The organism is Photorhabdus kleinii, assembly GCF_025384885.1.
In the GTDB taxonomy this organism is placed as follows: domain Bacteria; phylum Pseudomonadota; class Gammaproteobacteria; order Enterobacterales; family Enterobacteriaceae; genus Photorhabdus; species Photorhabdus kayaii.
Window position 1 is genome coordinate 78,013 of the sequence record NZ_JAJAFY010000008.1, and the last position, 19,312, is coordinate 97,324.

The 19,312-nt window shown below is 44.3% G+C and carries 23 protein-coding genes; 14 read left to right on the top strand and 9 right to left on the bottom strand.

Annotation, left to right across the window (positions count from 1 at the left end):
• The first annotated feature begins 77 nt into the window (after positions 1-77).
• Positions 78-1,637 carry a 4-hydroxyphenylacetate 3-monooxygenase, oxygenase component gene (gene hpaB, locus LG003_RS07010; protein ID WP_112879234.1) on the top strand — a complete coding sequence of 520 codons (1,560 nt, stop codon included), beginning with the start codon at positions 78-80 and terminating at the stop codon, positions 1,635-1,637.
• Between the two features lie 282 nt (positions 1,638-1,919).
• On the opposite strand, the gene murA is transcribed toward hpaB, so the two are convergent.
• The 7 genes from murA to mlaF all read right to left on the bottom strand — a co-directional run bounded on the left by murA (position 1,920) and on the right by mlaF (position 6,830).
• Positions 1,920-3,185 carry a UDP-N-acetylglucosamine 1-carboxyvinyltransferase gene (gene murA / locus LG003_RS07015; protein ID WP_262980423.1) on the bottom strand — a complete coding sequence of 422 codons (1,266 nt, stop codon included), beginning with the start codon at positions 3,183-3,185 and terminating at the stop codon, positions 1,920-1,922.
• A gap of 51 nt (positions 3,186-3,236) precedes the next feature.
• Entirely contained in the window at positions 3,237-3,491 is a 255-nt protein-coding gene (gene ibaG / locus LG003_RS07020; protein ID WP_112879236.1) for a BolA family iron metabolism protein IbaG, read from the bottom strand.
• A 273-nt stretch (positions 3,492-3,764) separates the two neighbouring features.
• On the bottom strand, positions 3,765-4,058 hold the full coding sequence (gene mlaB, locus LG003_RS07025; RefSeq protein WP_112879237.1) for a lipid asymmetry maintenance protein MlaB: 294 nt from the start codon (positions 4,056-4,058) through the stop codon (positions 3,765-3,767).
• 1 nt (position 4,059) lies between these two features.
• A complete protein-coding gene (gene mlaC, locus LG003_RS07030; RefSeq protein ID WP_112879238.1) occupies positions 4,060-4,689 on the bottom strand; it encodes a phospholipid-binding protein MlaC in 630 nt (209 codons plus the stop codon).
• Positions 4,690-4,722: 33 nt separating this feature from the next.
• Complete coding sequence (gene mlaD / locus LG003_RS07035) at positions 4,723-5,229, bottom strand: outer membrane lipid asymmetry maintenance protein MlaD (RefSeq protein WP_112879239.1); 507 nt, start codon at positions 5,227-5,229, stop codon at positions 4,723-4,725.
• A gap of 4 nt (positions 5,230-5,233) precedes the next feature.
• Positions 5,234-6,016, bottom strand: a complete 783-nt coding sequence (mlaE, locus tag LG003_RS07040; RefSeq protein ID WP_112879264.1) for a lipid asymmetry maintenance ABC transporter permease subunit MlaE — start codon at positions 6,014-6,016, stop codon at positions 5,234-5,236.
• A 10-nt stretch (positions 6,017-6,026) separates the two neighbouring features.
• Positions 6,027-6,830 carry a phospholipid ABC transporter ATP-binding protein MlaF gene (gene mlaF / locus LG003_RS07045; protein ID WP_112879240.1) on the bottom strand — a complete coding sequence of 268 codons (804 nt, stop codon included), beginning with the start codon at positions 6,828-6,830 and terminating at the stop codon, positions 6,027-6,029.
• 228 nt (positions 6,831-7,058) lie between these two features.
• Between mlaF and LG003_RS07050 the strand changes: the two genes are divergently transcribed.
• The 12 genes from LG003_RS07050 to rnk all read left to right on the top strand — a co-directional run bounded on the left by LG003_RS07050 (position 7,059) and on the right by rnk (position 15,617).
• The gene (locus LG003_RS07050) at positions 7,059-8,033 is read left to right on the top strand and encodes a calcium/sodium antiporter (RefSeq protein WP_112879241.1); all 975 of its coding nucleotides are present in this window, start codon (positions 7,059-7,061) and stop codon (positions 8,031-8,033) included.
• Positions 8,034-8,056: 23 nt separating this feature from the next.
• Positions 8,057-9,025 carry an arabinose-5-phosphate isomerase KdsD gene (kdsD, locus tag LG003_RS07055; protein ID WP_113043693.1) on the top strand — a complete coding sequence of 323 codons (969 nt, stop codon included), beginning with the start codon at positions 8,057-8,059 and terminating at the stop codon, positions 9,023-9,025.
• 17 nt (positions 9,026-9,042) lie between these two features.
• On the top strand, positions 9,043-9,606 hold the full coding sequence (kdsC, locus tag LG003_RS07060) for a 3-deoxy-manno-octulosonate-8-phosphatase KdsC (RefSeq protein ID WP_112879243.1): 564 nt from the start codon (positions 9,043-9,045) through the stop codon (positions 9,604-9,606).
• Positions 9,607-9,626: 20 nt separating this feature from the next.
• On the top strand, positions 9,627-10,205 hold the full coding sequence (gene lptC / locus LG003_RS07065) for an LPS export ABC transporter periplasmic protein LptC (RefSeq protein WP_112879244.1): 579 nt from the start codon (positions 9,627-9,629) through the stop codon (positions 10,203-10,205).
• Positions 10,186-10,719 carry a lipopolysaccharide ABC transporter substrate-binding protein LptA gene (lptA, locus tag LG003_RS07070; protein ID WP_112879245.1) on the top strand — a complete coding sequence of 178 codons (534 nt, stop codon included), beginning with the start codon at positions 10,186-10,188 and terminating at the stop codon, positions 10,717-10,719. The genes lptC and lptA overlap by 20 nt, the downstream gene beginning before the upstream one ends.
• A 6-nt stretch (positions 10,720-10,725) precedes the next feature.
• Positions 10,726-11,451 carry an LPS export ABC transporter ATP-binding protein gene (lptB, locus tag LG003_RS07075; protein ID WP_011148169.1) on the top strand — a complete coding sequence of 242 codons (726 nt, stop codon included), beginning with the start codon at positions 10,726-10,728 and terminating at the stop codon, positions 11,449-11,451.
• A gap of 27 nt (positions 11,452-11,478) precedes the next feature.
• Positions 11,479-12,918, top strand: coding sequence for an RNA polymerase factor sigma-54 (gene rpoN, locus LG003_RS07080; protein WP_112879246.1), 1,440 nt, complete (start codon positions 11,479-11,481; stop codon positions 12,916-12,918).
• Between the two features lie 23 nt (positions 12,919-12,941).
• A complete protein-coding gene (gene hpf, locus LG003_RS07085; protein ID WP_036775988.1) occupies positions 12,942-13,229 on the top strand; it encodes a ribosome hibernation promoting factor in 288 nt (95 codons plus the stop codon).
• A 123-nt stretch (positions 13,230-13,352) separates the two neighbouring features.
• Positions 13,353-13,820, top strand: a complete 468-nt coding sequence (gene ptsN, locus LG003_RS07090) for a PTS IIA-like nitrogen regulatory protein PtsN (RefSeq protein WP_262980431.1) — start codon at positions 13,353-13,355, stop codon at positions 13,818-13,820.
• A gap of 74 nt (positions 13,821-13,894) precedes the next feature.
• Entirely contained in the window at positions 13,895-14,746 is an 852-nt protein-coding gene (gene rapZ / locus LG003_RS07095) for an RNase adapter RapZ (protein WP_011148173.1), read from the top strand.
• Entirely contained in the window at positions 14,746-15,018 is a 273-nt protein-coding gene (gene npr / locus LG003_RS07100; RefSeq protein ID WP_112879248.1) for a PTS phosphocarrier protein NPr, read from the top strand. Before rapZ ends, npr begins: the two co-directional genes overlap by 1 nt.
• A gap of 188 nt (positions 15,019-15,206) precedes the next feature.
• On the top strand, positions 15,207-15,617 hold the full coding sequence (gene rnk, locus LG003_RS07105) for a nucleoside diphosphate kinase regulator (protein WP_112879249.1): 411 nt from the start codon (positions 15,207-15,209) through the stop codon (positions 15,615-15,617).
• A gap of 54 nt (positions 15,618-15,671) precedes the next feature.
• Here the strand turns inward: rnk and pmbA are convergent, their stop codons facing one another.
• The gene (gene pmbA, locus LG003_RS07110) at positions 15,672-17,012 is read right to left on the bottom strand and encodes a metalloprotease PmbA (RefSeq protein ID WP_112879250.1); all 1,341 of its coding nucleotides are present in this window, start codon (positions 17,010-17,012) and stop codon (positions 15,672-15,674) included.
• Positions 17,013-17,213: 201 nt separating this feature from the next.
• On the opposite strand from pmbA, the gene yjgA reads away from it, so the two are divergent.
• Positions 17,214-17,753, top strand: a complete 540-nt coding sequence (gene yjgA / locus LG003_RS07115; RefSeq protein ID WP_112879251.1) for a ribosome biogenesis factor YjgA — start codon at positions 17,214-17,216, stop codon at positions 17,751-17,753.
• Positions 17,754-17,864: 111 nt separating this feature from the next.
• On the opposite strand, the gene tldD is transcribed toward yjgA, so the two are convergent.
• Positions 17,865-19,310, bottom strand: a complete 1,446-nt coding sequence (gene tldD / locus LG003_RS07120) for a metalloprotease TldD (RefSeq protein ID WP_112879252.1) — start codon at positions 19,308-19,310, stop codon at positions 17,865-17,867.
• Positions 19,311-19,312 lie beyond the last annotated feature (2 nt).

Here is a 19,312-nt window from a genome sequence, read left to right on the forward strand (position 1 = left end):
AGTTCTAGAAACATAAAATTAACATTAAGTACCCTACGGCTCAGAAATCAAAAATGGGTACAAATTCTGAGGTAACAATGAAACCAGAAAATTTACGTGCCAATGACAAACGCCCATTTACCAGTAAAGAGTATTTGAATTCACTTCAAGATGGTCGTGAAATTTACATTTATGGTGAGCGAGTCAAAGACGTCACTACACATCCAGCTTTCCGCAATACAGCCGCTTCAATTGGTCAATTGTATGATGCTCTGCATGCTCCTGGAACCCACAATGCGCTCTGTTGGGATACAGACACTGGTAATGAAGGTTATACGCACAAATTCTTCCGTTTTGCGACCAATCCAGATGAACTGCGCCAACAGCGAGATGCCATTGCAGAATGGTCACGCCAAAGCTACGGCTGGCTAGGACGCACCCCCGATTATAAAGCGGCATTCGGTTGCGCATTAGGCGCTTACCCTGAGTTCTATGGTCAATTCTCTAACAATGCCCGCGCATGGTATAAACGCATTCAGGAAACTTGTATGTATTTCAATCATGCCATTGTTAACCCACCAATTGACCGCCATAAACCAACGGATGAAGTCAAAGATGTTTTTATCCAACTGGAAAAAGAGACTGATGCAGGTATTATAGTCAGCGGGGCCAAAGTCGTGGCAACCAATTCAGCTCTTACTCACTACAACTTCATTGTTGGCTCGGCCCAAGACATAGGAGATAACCCCGATTTTACCCTAATGTTTGTTGCCCCTATGGATGCCAATGGCATGAAATTGATATCCCGCGCCTCTTATGAATTATCCGCAGGTACCACTGGTTCCCCTTTCGATTATCCTCTCTCCAGTAGGTTTGATGAAAATGACGCCATTATGGTGATGGATAAGGTACTAATCCCATGGGAAAACATACTAATTTATCGCGATGTTGGTCGCACTCGCCATTGGGCTGTACAAAGTGGGTTTGCCCGTCTGTTCCCCATGCAGGCTTGTGTACGCCTAGCTGTTAAGCTGGATTTCATTACAGCACTGCTGCAAAAGAGTCTCGAATGTACTGGAGTGATAGATTTTCGTGGTGTTCAAGCGGATTTGGGAGAAGTAGTGGCATGGCGCAATCTATTCTGGTCATTGACAGATGCCATGTGGGCAGAAGCCAAGCCGTGGGAAGGTGATGCTTATCTGCCGGATACTCAAGCGATTCAAACTTATCTCGTTATGGCACCGATGGCTTATACAAAAATCAGGAATATTATTGAAAGTAATGTCACCAGCAGCTTAATCTACCTGCCATCCAGTATACGTGACATGAATAATCCAGAAATTAATAAGTATCTTGCACAATATGTACGCGGTTCCAATGGCATCGACTATGTAGAACGGATTAAGATTTTAAAATTAATGTGGGATGCCATTGGCAGTGAATTCGGTGGCCGCCATGAGCTATACGAAATCAATTATGCTGGTAGTCAAGATGGAGTCCGCTTGCAATGTCTGCGCCATGCTTATAGCTCTGGCAATATGAAGAAAATGATGAACTTGGTGGAATCCTGTCTTTCTGACTATGACTTGAATGGTTGGACAAGACCACATTTACACAATAACCAAGATATTAATCTGTTAGATAAACTACTAAAGTAAATCGGTGGGGGGAGGTCTTTATGTCTGTAGAAAATGAACACTGCCTGTATTTCCAAAATGTAGTGAGACTCTCGCCTGTATCAAACACCCTCAACACCGGTTTAAAAAACTGCTGAGGGCTATTTAAATGAGAACTATTTTGACACACAACAATGTGTGTCAAAAACGTTTATGTCTGACAGTGTATATGTGAATATCTTTAGCATTATAAGAAAGTTGGCAATTATCGAAGCTACCCGACAATTACCCCCATTTCTTATTTCCAAATTTAAGGAAGCGCAATTACTTTCCCGTTGATTTCACTCGTTCAATGTTTGCGCCAAGTCCACGCAACTTATCTTCGATATGTTCATAACCCCGGTCAATATGATAAATACGGTCAACAACCGTTACGCCTTCGGCAATACAACCCGCCAAAACCAAACTTGCCGATGCGCGTAAATCCGTCGCCATGACCTGAGCACTAGATAATTTTTTAACACCATGACAAAGCACGGTATTACTTTCAATTTCCGCATGAGCCCCCATCCGAATTAATTCAGGGATATGCATAAAACGGTTTTCGAAAATAGTTTCGGTGATCATACCAGCACCTTCAGCAACCAAATTCAGTAAGCTGAACTGAGCCTGCATATCGGTCGGGAAACCGGGGTGAGGAGCTGTACGTAATGTCACAGCTTTAGGGCGCTTACCGTGCATATCGAGACTTATCCAATCTTTACCTATTTCAATATCCGCCCCCGCCTCACGCAATTTAGCCAATACCGCATCCAGCGTATCAGGCTGAGCATGACGGCAAACTACCTTGCCACCGGATATCGCAGCCGCAACAAGAAATGTTCCCGTTTCAATCCGATCAGGTAGTACACGGTATACACCACCACCAAGGCGTTCCACACCTTCAATGATGATATGGTCAGTGCCAGCGCCTGTGATTTTTGCACCCAAGGTATTGAGAAAATTAGCCGTATCTTCGATTTCAGGTTCACGTGCTGCGTTCTCAATAACGGTTGTCCCTTCAGCCAACGTTGCCGCGGTCATAATCGTAACTGTCGCTCCAACGCTGACTTTATCCATCACAATGCAAGCCCCTTTCAGACGCCCATTAACGGAAGCCTTGACGTAGCCCTCTTCCAGCACAATTTCAGCACCTAACTGTTCCAAGCCACTGATATGCAGATCAACCGGGCGAGCGCCAATAGCACAACCACCCGGTAAAGAAACTTGCCCCTGACCAAAACGCGCTACCAAAGGACCTAACGCCCAAATAGATGCACGCATGGTTTTTACTAGCTCGTAAGGCGCGCAATATTGATTCACATCGCGGGCGTCCACAAATACAGAACCATTACGTTCAACGTTGGTCCCAAGACGATTCAATAATTTGATAGTGGTATCAATATCTTTCAATTCTGGAACATTTTGCAACTCAACAGGCTCTTCAGCCAACAACGCGGCGAACAGGATTGGCAGTGCAGCATTTTTTGCCCCGGAAATAGTAACCTCACCCGATAGACGAGTGGGTCCTTTCACACGAAATTTATCCATCTGTGACTACTCTCTTTATATAATTTGCTGTTCGCAGCGAGGCAAACAACATTAAAAACCGTTGAGCTTGCGATCCCGTTTCCAATCATCCGGCGTGTAGGCTTTAATTGACAAGGCATGAATACGATTGTCAGCAATGTATTCCATTAAAGGCGCATAAACGGCTTGCTGCTGTTTTACCCGACTCATACCGGCAAACATCTCACCAACCACAATAACCTGGAAATGGCTGCCATCTCCGTTAACAATGACTTCATCCAGTGCTAATTTATCTATCAGCACTTGCTTAATCTCATTAGTATCCATAATTGCTCAATGTTCTGTAGTTAGAAATAAATAATAGACAGCCATCTATCCTAATAGAATCCTGCTTATTCTTAAACTGTGAAAACGCCCTTGTAACATCTCTGCTTACAAAGGCGCTGATTATACCCGTCATCTTTCAAGTTGCCTCTTTGTTGGCTGCACTCACTCACCCCAGTCACATCGTTATCTATGCTCCCGGGGATTCGTTCCCTTGCCGTCGCGATGCATCTTGAAATCCATAGGGTATGTACAGATAATTAATGAGATTATCGGTTAGCTATCAATGATCATTTCTTGCAGATCATAGAGCTTAATCAGGGTGTTAAGCCGTTCATCAATGCCAGAAAAGCGCAATTTATCCCCTCTCTTTTGCATATGATGTTTGAAACGGACTAAAAGAGCTAACCCGGTAGAATCCACATATTCAAGTTGTGACACATTGATGCTGTCAATATCAGCCAATAATTTCTCTTTTTGCTGCCAGAGAGGAAGCAAACTATTACGATCCAAAGTGCCCTTGAGAATCAATGTTTGCCCTGTTTTTTCCCAGATCAGACTCTCAGCCATCTTATTTTTTCTCTTCCAGAGTAATTGGCTGACGGGCACTGATTTCAAGCTGCTTAGTTAAGCCATCAATACCTTGCTGACGCAAGATAGAGGCCCATTCACTCTGTTTAGTCGTAATCATACTGACGCCCTCTGCAATCATATCAAATGCCTGCCAGTAACCAGTTTTGCTGTTTTTGCGCCATTGGAAATCAAGACGGACAGGAGGACGGCCATTCGAATCGATAATAGTGACACGAATAGCAATAACATTGCTGTCCCCTAACGGCTTTTCAGGGTCAATCTGGTAAGTTTGATTATGATACATTGCCAAAGCCTGCCCATAGGCCTGCTCAAGATAAGATTCAAATGCAACAAAATAAGCCTTGCGCTGCTCTGGAGTCGTATCTTTATAGTATTTCCCCAGAACCAATGCCCCTGCGTATTTGATATGGACATAAGGCAGTAGCTCCTCTTTCACCACTTTACGCAGATAATCTGGGTTTTGACGAATTTGTGATTGGCTGTTTTTCAAACGAGTAAAAGTCTTTTCCGCCGCATCCTGCATCAGCTTATAAGGATTCGTTTGATCAACTGCGCTCGCTAATGGCGCGAAAACCAATAGCGCCACCATTAATAATCTCTTCAACATAATGGGTTCCTCTTAATGATATTCAGTTGCTGGCTAGGGTGTCGGCGTGTGCTCTGACCCACTTTGAACATTATCACCACTCTTATACAAGAACTGGCCGATAAGATCCTCAAGTACCATTGCTGATTTGGTATCCTGTACGCGATCACCCTCTTTCAGAATACGGGTGTCCATATCGGGATCTTCAAACCCTATATTCAAGGCAATATATTGTTCACCTAATAGGCCAGAAGTACGAATGGAAAGAGAACTGGTATCAGGGATATGGTCATATTGCTTCATAATATCCAGTGCCACTTGCGGCGTATAAGTTTTTTCATCAAGAGAGATACTTGCAACACGACCAATCACCACACCCCCAATTTTTACCGGTGAACGCACTTTCAGGCCACCAATATTGTCAAAAGTTGCGTACAAACGGTAAGTTGGCTGGTTGCCTACCGATTTAATGTCTGCCACTTTTAGGCATAAAAAGACGATTGCAGCCAGTGCAATCAAGACAAAAAATCCAACCCAAATTTCACTTTTCTTGCTTTGCATTGGCTTAGTTCCCAAACATGAGTGCTGTCAGCACAAAATCCAAACCTAAAACCGTTAACGACGCATGAACTACCGTTCTGGTCGTTGCTCGGCTGATCCCTTCTGAAGTCGGGATCGCATCATAACCATTGAATAGAGCAATCCAGGTCACAGTAATGGCGAAAACGACACTTTTAATAAAACAATTCAGCAAATCTTTCTGCCACTCGATAGCAGACTGCATGGAAGACCAGAAGAAGCCACTGTCAATCCCCTTCCAATCAACACCAACCATCGCACCGCCCCAAATACCTACCGCAACAAAAATCAAAGATAATAGCGGCATACTGATAAACCCGGCCCAGAAACGGGGCGCTATCACACGCCGTAATGGATCTACCGCCATCATCTCCAGGCTGGAAATTTGCTCCGTGGCTTTCATCAAACCGATTTCTGCGGTCAGGGCTGATCCTGCTCGACCAGCAAACAACAGTGCCGTGACCACCGGCCCCAATTCACGTAACAGAGATATCGCCACCATCATACCAAGACTGGCTTCTGCGCTGTATGTTGTCAGTACCAGATACCCCTGTAGGCCAAGCACCATGCCAATAAACAGCCCTGAAACGATAATAATCAATAATGACCGAACACCCACGCTGTAAAGCTGCTGTCGGAGTAACGGCCATTGTCTGGCGGGTTCTGGCTTGCCAATTATCGCGCGGAAAAGCATAAAACCTGCACGACCAAAAGAGGCAAACACTTCAATGGCCCGTCGGCCAAGTGCCGCCAGCGCCTGTGTTAACATTAACATCCCATTATCCTAATAACTCAGTTTTATAATCCCCTGCCGGGAAACGGAAAGGTACTGGCCCATCAGCAATACCATCCAGAAATTGCCGTACTCGCCTATCAGAATTAGAATGCAACTGTTGAGCTGTACCCTCAGCAATAATCTGTTGTTCAGCGATAATATAAGCGTAATCTGCAATGCTCAGAACTTCCGGTACATCGTGGGAAACAACCACACAGGTAACGCCAAGTGCCTTATTCAGCTCATCAATCAACTTCACCAAAACCCCCATCGTAATCGGGTCCTGACCAACAAAAGGCTCATCAAACATAATCAGATCAGGATCAAGTGCAATAGCACGAGCCAGAGCCGCACGCCTTGCCATACCACCGGAAAGTTCGGAAGGCATCAAATTCGCGGCACCACGTAACCCTACCGCCTCTAATTTCATCATTACCGTGGTCTGTATAATTTCTTCAGGCAGATTCGTATGTTCACGCAGCGGAAAAGCAACGTTCTCAAAGACATTGAGATCAGTGAATAATGCCCCAGATTGAAACAGCATACTCATCTTCTTGCGAGCAGCATACAAGTGAGAACGGGATAAAGCAGGAATATTGTCACCATCAAACCAGATCTCTCCACGTTCAGGACGTAACTGACCACCAATTAATCGTAATAGTGTCGTTTTCCCTATCCCAGAAGGCCCCATAATTGCAGTGACTTTTCCTCTAGGCACAACTAGATTAATATCAGCAAAAATCAAACGGTTACCACGGGTAAAATACATACCACGGATCTCGATGAGATTTGCTGTCTGTCGATTCATTATTGATAGCCCTTAACGGTTAATAAATTGGCTTTAATATTTGGTTCATATATTAATCATATATACTACAAAAAAACGGGAAAATTTTCGCCATTAATGTGATGACAAATTTTACTTTTCTATCCACCGCCGTCAGAATATACCCCATCTAACTGGGCAGACAATTTTTGTTTAGAAAATCAACCAGCGTTAACATTAATTCGGAATATACCTTACAAGGGACGCTTCATGCTTCTGACCTTTTTACTTCTAATTGCCGGGTTGATTTTACTGGTATATGGTTCCGATAGATTAGTATATGGTGCTGCAATTTTTGCCCGTACTCTGGGACTGCCTCCATTTATTATTGGTATTACCATTGTTGGCATTGGAACTTCTCTACCAGAATTAATGGTTTCAGTTACTGCAATGCTAGATAGTCAACCTGATATGGCCGTGGGTAATGTTATTGGCTCCAACATTACTAATCTGCTACTAATACCCGGTGCTGCTGCATTTATTCGCCCAATGGAAGTAAAATCAGATATCCTGCGGCAGGAACTGCTATTGATGCTACTGCTCACCGTCTTCTGTGGTTATTTAATGAGTGATCACTATCTCAGCCGGATGGATGGGTTGGTATTACTCGCTTCCGCCATAGTGTATATCTTACTGATGATAAAAATGGTTGCTCTACCGCGCCGTGCCGAAGCGGATATTTATACGCAAGAACAGGCTGCGGAATTACCGGTCGAAGGCAATAAACACATTGCCCTACTTTGGATTCTATTAGGGTTACTTATTTTACCTATGGCAACTCGTATGGTTATTGATAATGCAACTGTTATTGCCCGCATTTATGGCATCAGTGAATTAGTTATCGGGCTTACCGTGCTTGCGGTCGGTACCAGCCTGCCAGAATTAGCAACCTCTATTGCCGCAGCATTCAAAGGCGAAGATGACATTGCATTCGGGAATATTATAGGTTCGAATATATTCAATATATCAATTGTTTTGGGCCTTCCCGCATTACTCTCACCAGCCGCCATTTCACCTGAATCTTTCCATCGTGACTTTTGGGTAATGATGGTAGCCAGCATAATATTTACTGCATTTTGTCTGGGTCGTAAACACCGATTAAACCGATTTAAAGGTGTCCTGTTATTAAGCTGCTTTATCGCTTATTTTATCGTACTGTTTATTTCCAATTACAGCATTAAATAAACACGAATGAGTAGGAAAAAGAAATGCCTAAGATTGATTTTCAGCAAGCGGGTAAAAAAGTATTACACATAGAACGGGATGGATTAACAGAACTTGAACAACATATAAACGGAGATTTTGACCGTATCTGTGAACTGATGTTCAACTGCGAAGGTAAAGTGATTGTCATGGGGATGGGTAAATCCGGCCATATCGGGTGTAAAATTGCTGCCACTTTCGCCAGCACCGGTACACCATCCTTTTTCGTTCATCCGGGAGAAGCTAGCCACGGCGATCTCGGCATGATCACACCTAAAGACATTGTTTTAGCCATCTCAAATTCGGGTGAATCCAGTGAAATTTTGTCGCTGATTCCCGCATTAAAACGCCAAAAAATCCCGCTTATCTGCATGACTAACAATTACAACAGTAATATGGGAAAAGCCGCCGATATCCACCTGTGTATCAAAGTCCCACAGGAAGCTTGTCCGCTAGGTTTGGCTCCTACAACCAGTACCACTGCAACACTGGTTATGGGTGATGCTTTAGCGGTTGCATTGCTCCAGGCACGCGGCTTTACTGCTGAAGATTTCGCACTATCACATCCAGGCGGCACTCTTGGACGCAAACTTCTGCTACTGGTGAGTGATTTGATGAATACAGGCGATGATATTCCAAAGGTTAATCGTCACGCCACCTTACGCGAAGCGCTGCTCGAAATCACCCGACAAAAACTGGGTATGACCGTCATTTGCGATGAAAATATGTATATTGATGGTATTTTTACTGATGGTGACTTACGGCGAGTGTTTGATATGGGCGTCGATTTGTACAATGTCAAAATTTCAGATGTTATGACAACAGGTGGCATCCGCATCAAACCGAATGCCCTTGCAGTTGATGCATTGAACTTAATGCAGTCACACCATATCACGTCCTTATTGGTTGCAGAGGACAATAAATTGCTTGGTGTATTACATATGCATGACCTGCTACAAGCTGGTGTGGTGTAACCGGAGAAAACGCCTTAATGAGCCAATTAGTTTATTTGGACACCTGTTATGGTCCAGTTAATAAAGACGTTATTGAAAAAGCCCGTAAAATCCGCTTACTGATTTGCGATGTTGACGGTGTTATGTCCGATGGCCGGATCTATATGGGCAATAACGGTGAAGAATTAAAAACATTTAATGTTAGAGATGGTTACGGAATTCGCTGCTTAATTACTTCAGGAATCGAAGTCGCTATTATTACCGGCCGTAAAGCAAAATTGCTGGAAGATCGAGCAAACACCTTGGGTATTACACATCTTTACCAAGGACAAAGTGATAAGGTTTTGGCGTACAAAGAATTGTTAGATAAACTGGGATTAAAACCAGAACAGGTTGCTTATATTGGTGATGATCTGATTGACTGGCCTGTCATGGAACAAGTGGGGTTATCTGTCGCTGTGGCGGATGCACATCCATTACTCTTACCAAAAGCGCATTATGTCACCCAAATTGCAGGGGGACACGGTGCGGTAAGGGAACTTTGTGATTTGGTGCTTTTTGCTCAGAATAAGCTGGAAGAGGCCAAAGGATTATCAATATAGTAGGTTGAAGTGAAACGAGAATGGATAGAATCAAATCCTGGTTGGTGATAACTCTGGTATTAATCATCCTGGCGTTAATTGGCTGGAACTTGTCTGATTCAGATGAGATTAAATCATCTTCTGCCACAGATAACAGTCAGCCAACCTATCAAAGTCAGGAAGCTATAACTTTTGTTTATGACCCTACGGGGAAACTGACGTATAAACTGGTCGCTGATGACGTCCAGAACTATGCAGAGTCAAAACTTACCTGGTTTACCAAACCGGTATTAATTACTTATGACTCAAATGCCATTGCTACATGGACAGTTCGTGCTAACAAAGCCAAACTAACTAATGACAAAATGCTCTATCTTTACGGAGACGTACAGGTTGACAGTCTGACTAATACGTCACAATTACAACGTATTACTACAGAGAACGCTATCATCAACCTGGTCACTCAGGATGTTTCATCTGACGATCAGGTCACACTGATTGGTGTCGGGCTAAAATCCGTCGGTATGAAAATGCGTGGCAACCTGCGAAACAAAACCGCTGAACTGATTGAAAAGGTTAACACCTACTATGAAATCCAACATGAAAAACAGAATCCGTAATGCTTTTATTGCCAGTGCTATCTTTGTAGTCAGTCTTCCCGCTATGGCACTGAAAGATGACACACAGAAACCCATTTCTATCGATTCTGTTAAACAAGCCCTTGACATGACAAGAAACACTTCCACATTTACAGAAGATGTGATCATCAAACAGGGTTCTATCGATATCCGCGCTGACAAAGTTGTTGTGACTCGCCCAGATGGCGATTCTAAGAAAATGGTTATTGAAGCATTTGGCAATCCAGTAACCTTCTATCAACTACAGGACAATGGCAAACCAATCAAGGGCCGCGGTTCCAAAATGCGTTACGAAATGGATAAAGAGCTGGTTACACTCACTGGCAATGCCTATTTGGAACAGTTAGACAGCAATATAAAAGGCGACCGTATCACCTATCTAGTCCCAACTCAGCAAATGGAAGCGTTTAGTGACAAAGGTAAACGAGTGACAACCGTCCTACTACCTTCTCAATTACAAGAAGAAGGCCCTGGGGTTAACAACAAGAGTAAATAACGATATATGGCAATACTAAACGCAGAAAACCTGGCAAAAGCTTACAAAGGCCGTAAGGTCGTTGAAAATGTCAGCCTAAACGTGAACTCCGGCGAAATTGTCGGCCTGCTTGGTCCGAACGGTGCAGGGAAAACGACGACTTTCTATATGGTCGTCGGTATCGTTTCACGGGATACCGGGACAATTACCATTGATAATGAAGATATTAGCCTACTGCCACTTCACGAACGGGCACGACGTGGTATCGGTTATTTGCCTCAGGAAGCTTCTATTTTCCGCCGTCTAAGCGTATTCGACAACCTGATGGCTGTATTGGAGATCCGCCAGGATTTGACTCAAGAACAGCGGAAAGAACGTGCCGAAGAGCTGATGGAAGAGTTTCATATCAGCCACCTACGTGACAATCTTGGTCAATCACTTTCCGGAGGTGAACGTCGCCGCGTAGAGATTGCCAGAGCGCTGGCAGCTAATCCTAAATTTATTTTGCTGGATGAGCCTTTCGCCGGCGTAGATCCTATCTCAGTCATCGATATCAAGAAGATTATTCAGCATTTGAGAGATTATGGACTCGGGGTCCTTATCACAGACCACAATGTCCGTGAAACATTGGATGTATGCGAACGTGCTTATATTGTCAGCCAAGGGCATCTGATTGCTCACGGCACACCTAATGATATTCTTAATAATGAACAGGTGAAGCGCGTTTATTTAGGCGAAGGTTTCCGGCTCTAATTCGGCCAGGAGAATTGATTTAACGCTATGAAGCAAAGTTTGCAACTCAGGCTTAGCCAGCAACTGGCTATGACACCACAGCTCCAACAAGCTATTCGTTTGTTGCAACTTTCTACGCTTGAACTCCAACAGGAAATACAACAAGCGTTAGAAATGAACCCTTTGCTTGAACAGGATGAAGATCATCAGGAAATTAGCAATCAGGAACTTCCCGATAACGAAACGGAAGCTATGGATACGCTTGATGCCTTGCAACAAAAGGATATGCCAGACGAGTTACCCCTGGATGCCAGTTGGGATGAAATTTACACCGCTGGCACACCTTCCGGGACACGCAATGACTATAACGACGACGAACTGCCACTTTACCAAGGTGAAACCGTTCAAACCTTGCAAGACTATTTGATGTGGCAGGCAGAGCTCACCCCTTTCACCGAAACAGATGCGGCAATTGCGACATCAATCATTGATGCCGTAGATGATACTGGCTATCTCACTGTGCCATTAGAAGATATTCTTGTCAGCATTGGCGACGCTCAACTTACTCTGGCAGAAGTGGAAGCGGTGCTAAAACAAATACAACATTTCGATCCTATCGGTGTCGCCGCTCGTGATCTAAAAGATTGTCTACTAGTCCAGCTATCAATGTTTCCACCAGAAACACCTTATTTGGAAGAGGCGAGACTGATCGTTTGCGAACATCTGGAGCTATTAGGTCATCGGGATTTCCGCAATTTAACCCGCCTAAGTCGCTTGAAAGAAGATACTCTGAAAGAGGTCATAAATTTAATCCAGTCACTTGAACCGAAGCCTGGCCTGGCAATAAACACCGGCGAATCAGAATATGTCATCCCCGATATACTGGTTCGAAAAGAGAGTGAACACTGGCAAGTAGAATTGAATACAGATAGTATCCCCCGTTTACACATTAATCAGCATTATGCAGAGCTTGGGCAACATACGCGCAATGAAAGTGACAGTCAGTTTATCCGTAATAACCTACAAGAGGCCAAGTGGCTTATCAAAAGCCTGGAAAGCCGAAATGATACTCTGCTGAAAGTTGCGCGTTGTATTGTAGAGCAGCAACAGGAATTTTTTGAACATGGTGAAGAGTATATGAAACCTATGGTTTTGGCAGACATTGCTTTCCAGATTGATATGCATGAATCTACCATTTCCAGGGTAACCACCCAGAAATTCCTGCACAGCCCACGTGGTATTTTTGAATTGAAGTATTTTTTCTCCAGCCATGTCAATACAGAAAGTGGAGGCGAAGCCTCTTCAACTGCAATACGGGCTTTGGTGAAAAAACTGGTAGCAGCGGAGAACCCCGCCAAACCATTCAGTGACAGCAAACTGACGAGCATGCTAGCCGATCAAGGCATCATGGTTGCCCGACGGACTGTCGCAAAATATCGAGAGTCGTTATCCATTCCGCCATCAAACCAACGTAAGCGTCTGGTTTGAAATGAACAGAGAAGGAAGACAATATGCAACTCAAAATAACCGGCCACAATATTGAAATTACTGATGCATTACGCGACATTATCACTGCAAAATGCAGCAAACTGGATCAATATTTCGACAGGATCAACCTGACTCAGGTAATCCTCCGAGTGGAAAAGGTACAACAAATCGCCGAAGCTACTGTACACATTAACGGAGGTGAGTTGCACGCATCATCAGAACATGAAGATATGTATGCAGCAATTGATGGACTGGTCGATAAACTGGCGCGTCAATTAACCAAACATAAAGACAAACTGAGACATCATTAACAGTTAGTTAACAAAGAATGTAGTAACAACAGCAGAGTATTGCTGTAAAACAGTGCGCAAATACAGGATGCCACAGATAACCTATGGCATCCTGTATCAATAAGCACCTAAGTGAATAGGAAAATGAATAATCAAGCAGATTTACTACTAAGCTCTGTGCTTTCCCTCGCATGTACGCGCAATAATGTACATTGTTCGAGCAAAAAACGGGCTTTAGAGATTATCAGTGAGCTAGCATCTAAGCAGCTTAAGTTACCAGAAAATGTCGTATTCGAAGCAATATTAACCCGAGAAAAAGTAGGTACTACTGGAATTGGCAGTGGTATTGCTATCCCTCACGGTAAGTTAGATGAAGAAAGCTCAGATCAAGCGGTTAGCGTTTTCCTAAGTCTGGAACAACCTATTGCTTTCGATGCTATTGATAATCAACCAGTCGATTTGCTGTTTGCTTTACTGGTTCCAAACGATCAATGCCAAACACACCTACACACATTGTCATTGATTGCCAAACGTCTTGCAGATAAAAATCTCTGCCGTCGTTTAAGATCGGCACAAAGTGATGAAGAATTATACGCAATTATCACTGAATAACTGTTGCAATGCATGGATAGCAATAAATAAGAGTGGCTCATAATAACCACTAAGAAATTAAGGGGAGTCGCCTCATGGTGCTGATGATAGTCAGTGGCCGTTCCGGTTCAGGTAAATCCGTTGCCTTACGCGCACTGGAAGATATGGGTTTTTATTGTGTAGACAACTTGCCGGTAGTATTACTACCGGAATTAGCAAATACGCTAGCTGACCGCGATATTTCTGCTGCGGTTAGTATTGATGTAAGAAACATGCCGGAATCACCTGAAGTTTTCGAAGAAGCTCTGACTAAACTACCAGCGAGTTTCTCACCGCAATTACTATTCCTTGATGCTGAACGTAATACGTTGATCCGCCGTTATAGCGACACCCGCCGTCTGCATCCGCTATCAAGCAAAAATCTTTCTCTGGAAAGCGCGATTGATCAAGAAAGTGATCTGCTGGAACCCCTTCGTTCAAGAGCTGACCTGATTATCGACACCTCCGAAATGTCAGTCCATGAATTGGCTGAGATGCTAAGAACGCGTCTGCTAGGCAAACGGGAACGTGAGTTGACAATGGTCTTTGAGTCTTTCGGCTTTAAGCATGGCATTCCAATTGATGCCGACTATGTTTTTGACGTACGCTTCCTACCAAACCCACACTGGGACCCCAAATTACGGCCAATGACCGGTCTTGATCGCCCTGTAGCCGCTTTCCTCGACCGTCATACGGAAGTGCATAACTTCATCTATCAAACCCGCAGTTATCTTGAACTCTGGCTACCTATGCTTGAAACCAATAACCGCAGCTATCTGACCGTTGCTATTGGCTGTACCGGCGGTAAACACCGTTCTGTTTATGTGGCAGAACAGTTGGCCGATTATTTTCGTTCCAGAGGAAAAAACGTACAGTCGCGCCACCGTACTCTCGAAAAGCGAAAATAATGACTATCAAGCAAAGACTTGAAATCAAAAATCGGCTGGGAATGCACGCACGGCCAGCAATGAAGCTGTATGATCTAGTACAGCTCTTTGAATCTCATGTTATTTTACGCAATGATAGCCATGTTGAAGCCGAGGCCAGCAGTGTAATTGCTATGCTGATGCTGGATTCAGAAAAAGGCAGCTATATTGAAGTTGAAGCCAGTGGCCCAGATGAAGAGCAGGCTCTTGCAGCTATTATTGATCTATTTAATTCGGGATTTGACGAAGAATAACGTTGCTCACTCACCTATGGATTATCATGTCCTTCACTGTTTTCATTAGCAGCACAAAACAGTTCGTGATCATGATCTCTTTATTTTCCAGTAAGAACAGCCTACTATCAGGTTAATCATTTTAAATAACACCCCCCTCCTCATGGTGCGGGGTGTTATTTTGTATTGGAATCCATTTGGAGTGTGGTATGACTAAACCAGCAATTATCATCAACGAATTAGACGCAGAACGTTTAGATTCCCTGTTGGAACAGCCAGCGTTTGCAGATACTAGTATCGCTGACGCTTTGAATGAGGAGCTGGATCGTGCAGAGATTGTACCGCCAGCAGAAATTCCATCAGATGTTGTGACGATGAACAGCCGGGTTCGTTTTATTGACCTGACAAGCAATGAAGAACGGGTACGTACTTTAGTTTATCCAGCGTCACTGCAAGACAGTTCAGATCAGCTTTCTGTTATGGCTCCTTTAGGTGCTGCATTATTGGGCCTTCGTATCGGTGACGAAATCAGTTGGGAATTGCCAAACGGCGAAGAAACCCGCGTCAAAGTATTAGAATTACTTTATCAACCAGAAGCTGCCGGTGAGCTCCACCGTTAATTCAGCCAGCCCATTTGATCCGGGCTGACTAAAGTAATCGGAAACGAGTATCTCTTATTGACCAGCGATACTCATTTCCGGCAGTAAGACTGAACCACACTGGATATTACTACGCGTTTCAATATCATTCCCAATAGTGACCATATTGGCCCACATATCCTTTAAATTGCCTGCAATAGTAATCTCGCTGACAGGATACTGAATCTCACCATTTTCTACCCAAAAACCAGCGGCGCCACGGGAATAGTCGCCGGTTACTGCACTGACTCCCTGCCCCATCAGTTCAGTGACCACTAACCCAGTTCCCATCTGACGCAGTAAACCTGCAAAATCTTGACCTTGCCCTGCAATGCACCAGTTATGAATCCCTCCTGCATGGCCGGTACTTGCCATTCCTAGCTTACGGGCAGAATAACTGGTCAGAAGCCAAGTCTGTAATATACCATCCTTGATAATATCCCGATTGCTGGTAGAAACACCTTCACTATCAAATGGAGAAGATGCCAGCCCCGCCAGCAAGTGTGGCCGTTCTTCAATTGTCAGCCATGATGGCAGGATTTGTTTGCCCAGATGATCAAGCAGGAAAGAGGATTTCCGGTAAATACTGCTACCACTGATAGCGCCAACCAAATGACCGAAAAGGCCCGTTGCAACCTCCGCAGCAAACAACACCGGTGCTTTCATAGTCGGTAATTTACGTGGCGACAAACGAGATAATGCACGACGAGCACACTCCTGCCCAACCCATTCTGGCGATTTTAAATCTTCAAAACGACGATGAATGGTATACGCATAGTCCCGCTCCATATCGCCATCAAGTTCAGCAATCACACAACTCGACATAGAATGACGGCTGGAGCAATAACTTTGCAACATACCGTGGCTGTTACCAAACACTCTGATACCATAATGGCTGTTAAAACTGCCACCTTCAGTATTGGTAATACGCTTATCTGCCTGTAATGCAGCTTGTTCCGCACGAGCAGCCAGTTCAATTGCTTTATCAGCATCCAACTCTGTTGGATGGAATAAGTCAAGATCTGGCGCTTCAAACGCCAATAGCGCTTTATCTGCCGGGCCAGCACACGGGTCCTGAGAGGTATAACGAGCGATATCAATCGCAGCCTGAACAGTACGGGCAATGGCATCCGGGCTTAAATCTGTTGATGATGCGCTACCTTTACGTTGCTGATGGTATACGGTAATCCCCAAAGCACCATCACTATTGAATTCTACATTTTCTATTTCACCAAAGCGGGTACTGACACTAATACCCGTTGTTTTATTAACCGCAACCTCCGCAGCATCACAACCCGCTTTTGCCAGCTCTAGTGCCTGTGAAACTGCATTTTCCAGTTGTTTGCGTTGTTCCGCAATTTGATCCGTGATTTTCATTAATTACCCGTAATTTGATGAATAAAGGGAAAATCTATCGGGAAAACAGAACCGTTTTACCCACACAGTCAATGTCGAGTGGTAATCCGACGTTTTTCCCAGTTACAATACACAATATTAGGATGTTAACACCCGCCGGGCTACAGGTCATGCTCCAAAAATCAACCTGCCAGTTCCGACCTTTTTAAAAGGAAAACCACTATGGCAAAGCAGCCTGAAGATTGGCTCAATGATTATCCTGCCGAAGAGGAAGAGGAAGAGATAATTTGGGTCAGTAAAAGTGAAATTAAACGTGATGCCGAAGCATTGAAAAAGCTGGGTACAGAATTGGTTGAGCTCAGCAAAAGTGCGCTTGAACGCGTTCCGTTAGATGAGGATCTGCTGGCCGCCATTGAACTTGCACAGAAGATAAAAAGAGAGGGGCGCCGTCGCCAATTACAATTTATTGGTAAATTGCTGCGTACCCGGGATGTCGAGCCAATTACCACCGCGCTCGATAAACTGAAAAATCGTCATAATCAGCAAATCACTCTGCTCCATAAACTGGAAGAATTACGTGATAAATTGATTGATGGCAATGACGATGTTATTGATGAAGTGGTGGCGTTATTCCCACAAACCGATCGCCAGCAATTGCGTACCTTGATCCGCAACGCCAAAAAAGAAAAGGCGGCAAATAAGCCACCTAAATCTTATCGTCAGATTTTCCAGTATCTTAGAGATATGGCTGAATCCGCTTAACAACCTAAAACCCGTAAGGTTCTAATTTCTGTTAGGGGAAAATATTAAAACTAAGTTCCCCTTCCAGTTCTTCTTCTACTTCTTCAAACAAGAGTATTAACCAGCCAAAAATCAGGCTGTTCCTCCAACGGTCAAGTTGTCCAGTTTCAAAGTAGGCTGACCAACACCAACAGGTACGCTCTGGCCCTCTTTGCCACAAACCCCAACACCTTTATCCAGTTCAAGATCGTTTCCTACCATAGAGATCTGCTGCATAGCCTCAATACCGGAACCGATGAGGGTTGCACCTTTCACTGGTTTGGTAATTTTACCGTTCTCAATCAAATAAGCTTCCGATGTCGAGAACACGAATTTACCGGAAGTGATATCCACTTGACCACCACCAAAATTTGGCGCATATAAGCCATTTTTCACACTACCGATGATCTCTTCCGGTGTGGAATGACCCGCCAGCAAATAGGTATTAGTCATACGAGGCATTGGCAAATGTGCATAAGATTCACGGCGACCATTGCCAGTCGGCGCAACACCCATCAGACGCGCATTCATTTTATCTTGCATGTAACCTTTCAGAATGCCATTTTCAATCAATACATTGTATTGTCCAGGAACGCCTTCATCATCAATTGCCAATGACCCCCGGCGACCTTTTATTGTGCCATCATCAACCACAGTACAGAGTTCAGAAGCGACTTTTTCACCAATCTGACCAGAAAACACAGAAGTACCACGGCGGTTAAAATCACCTTCCAACCCATGACCAACAGCTTCATGCAGCAACACTCCCGGCCAACCAGCCCCTAGAACAACCGGCATGGTACCAGCAGGTGCAGCAACAGCGGAAAGATTCACCAGTGCCATACGAACAGCTTCACGCGCAAATTGTTCTGCACGGATCTGACCACTAACCACTTCCAGAAAATATTCATAACCGTAACGGCCACCACCACCGCTAGTGCCGTGTTCACGTTTGCCGTTATCCTCCACCAGCACCGTGACAGATAAGCGAATGAGAGGACGAATATCAGCCGCCAAGGTCCCATCGGTTGCCGCGACCAACACCCGTTCATAGATCCCTGTCAGACTGGCATTGACTTCCTGTACTCTTGGATCTTCAGCACGAGCCACCTGATCCACACACTGCAATAACGCAATCTTTTCTTCACGGGAAAAACTTTGCAGCGGATCAATTGCTGCATAAAGCTGAGAATAGGTCACTTCGCCAAAAGTATGGGCTTTACCATTCCCTTTTTCATGGACGATGCTACGGGCAGCCTGTGCACTTTGTTGCAACGCATTCAACGTGATCTGGTCTGCATAAGCAAAACCCGTTTTTTCACCACTGATTGCCCTAACGCCAACCCCCTGATCAATATTATAGGAACCATCCTTAATAATCCGATCTTCCAGCACCCAAGATTCATGGTAACTGGACTGAAAATAGAGATCGGCATAATCGAGCCGACGTTCAGCCAGTTGACCGAGTACTGAAAACAGATCTTGATGGCTTAATTTATTTGCAGCCAGTAGGTGTTCACTGACAGAAGTTAAACTCATAA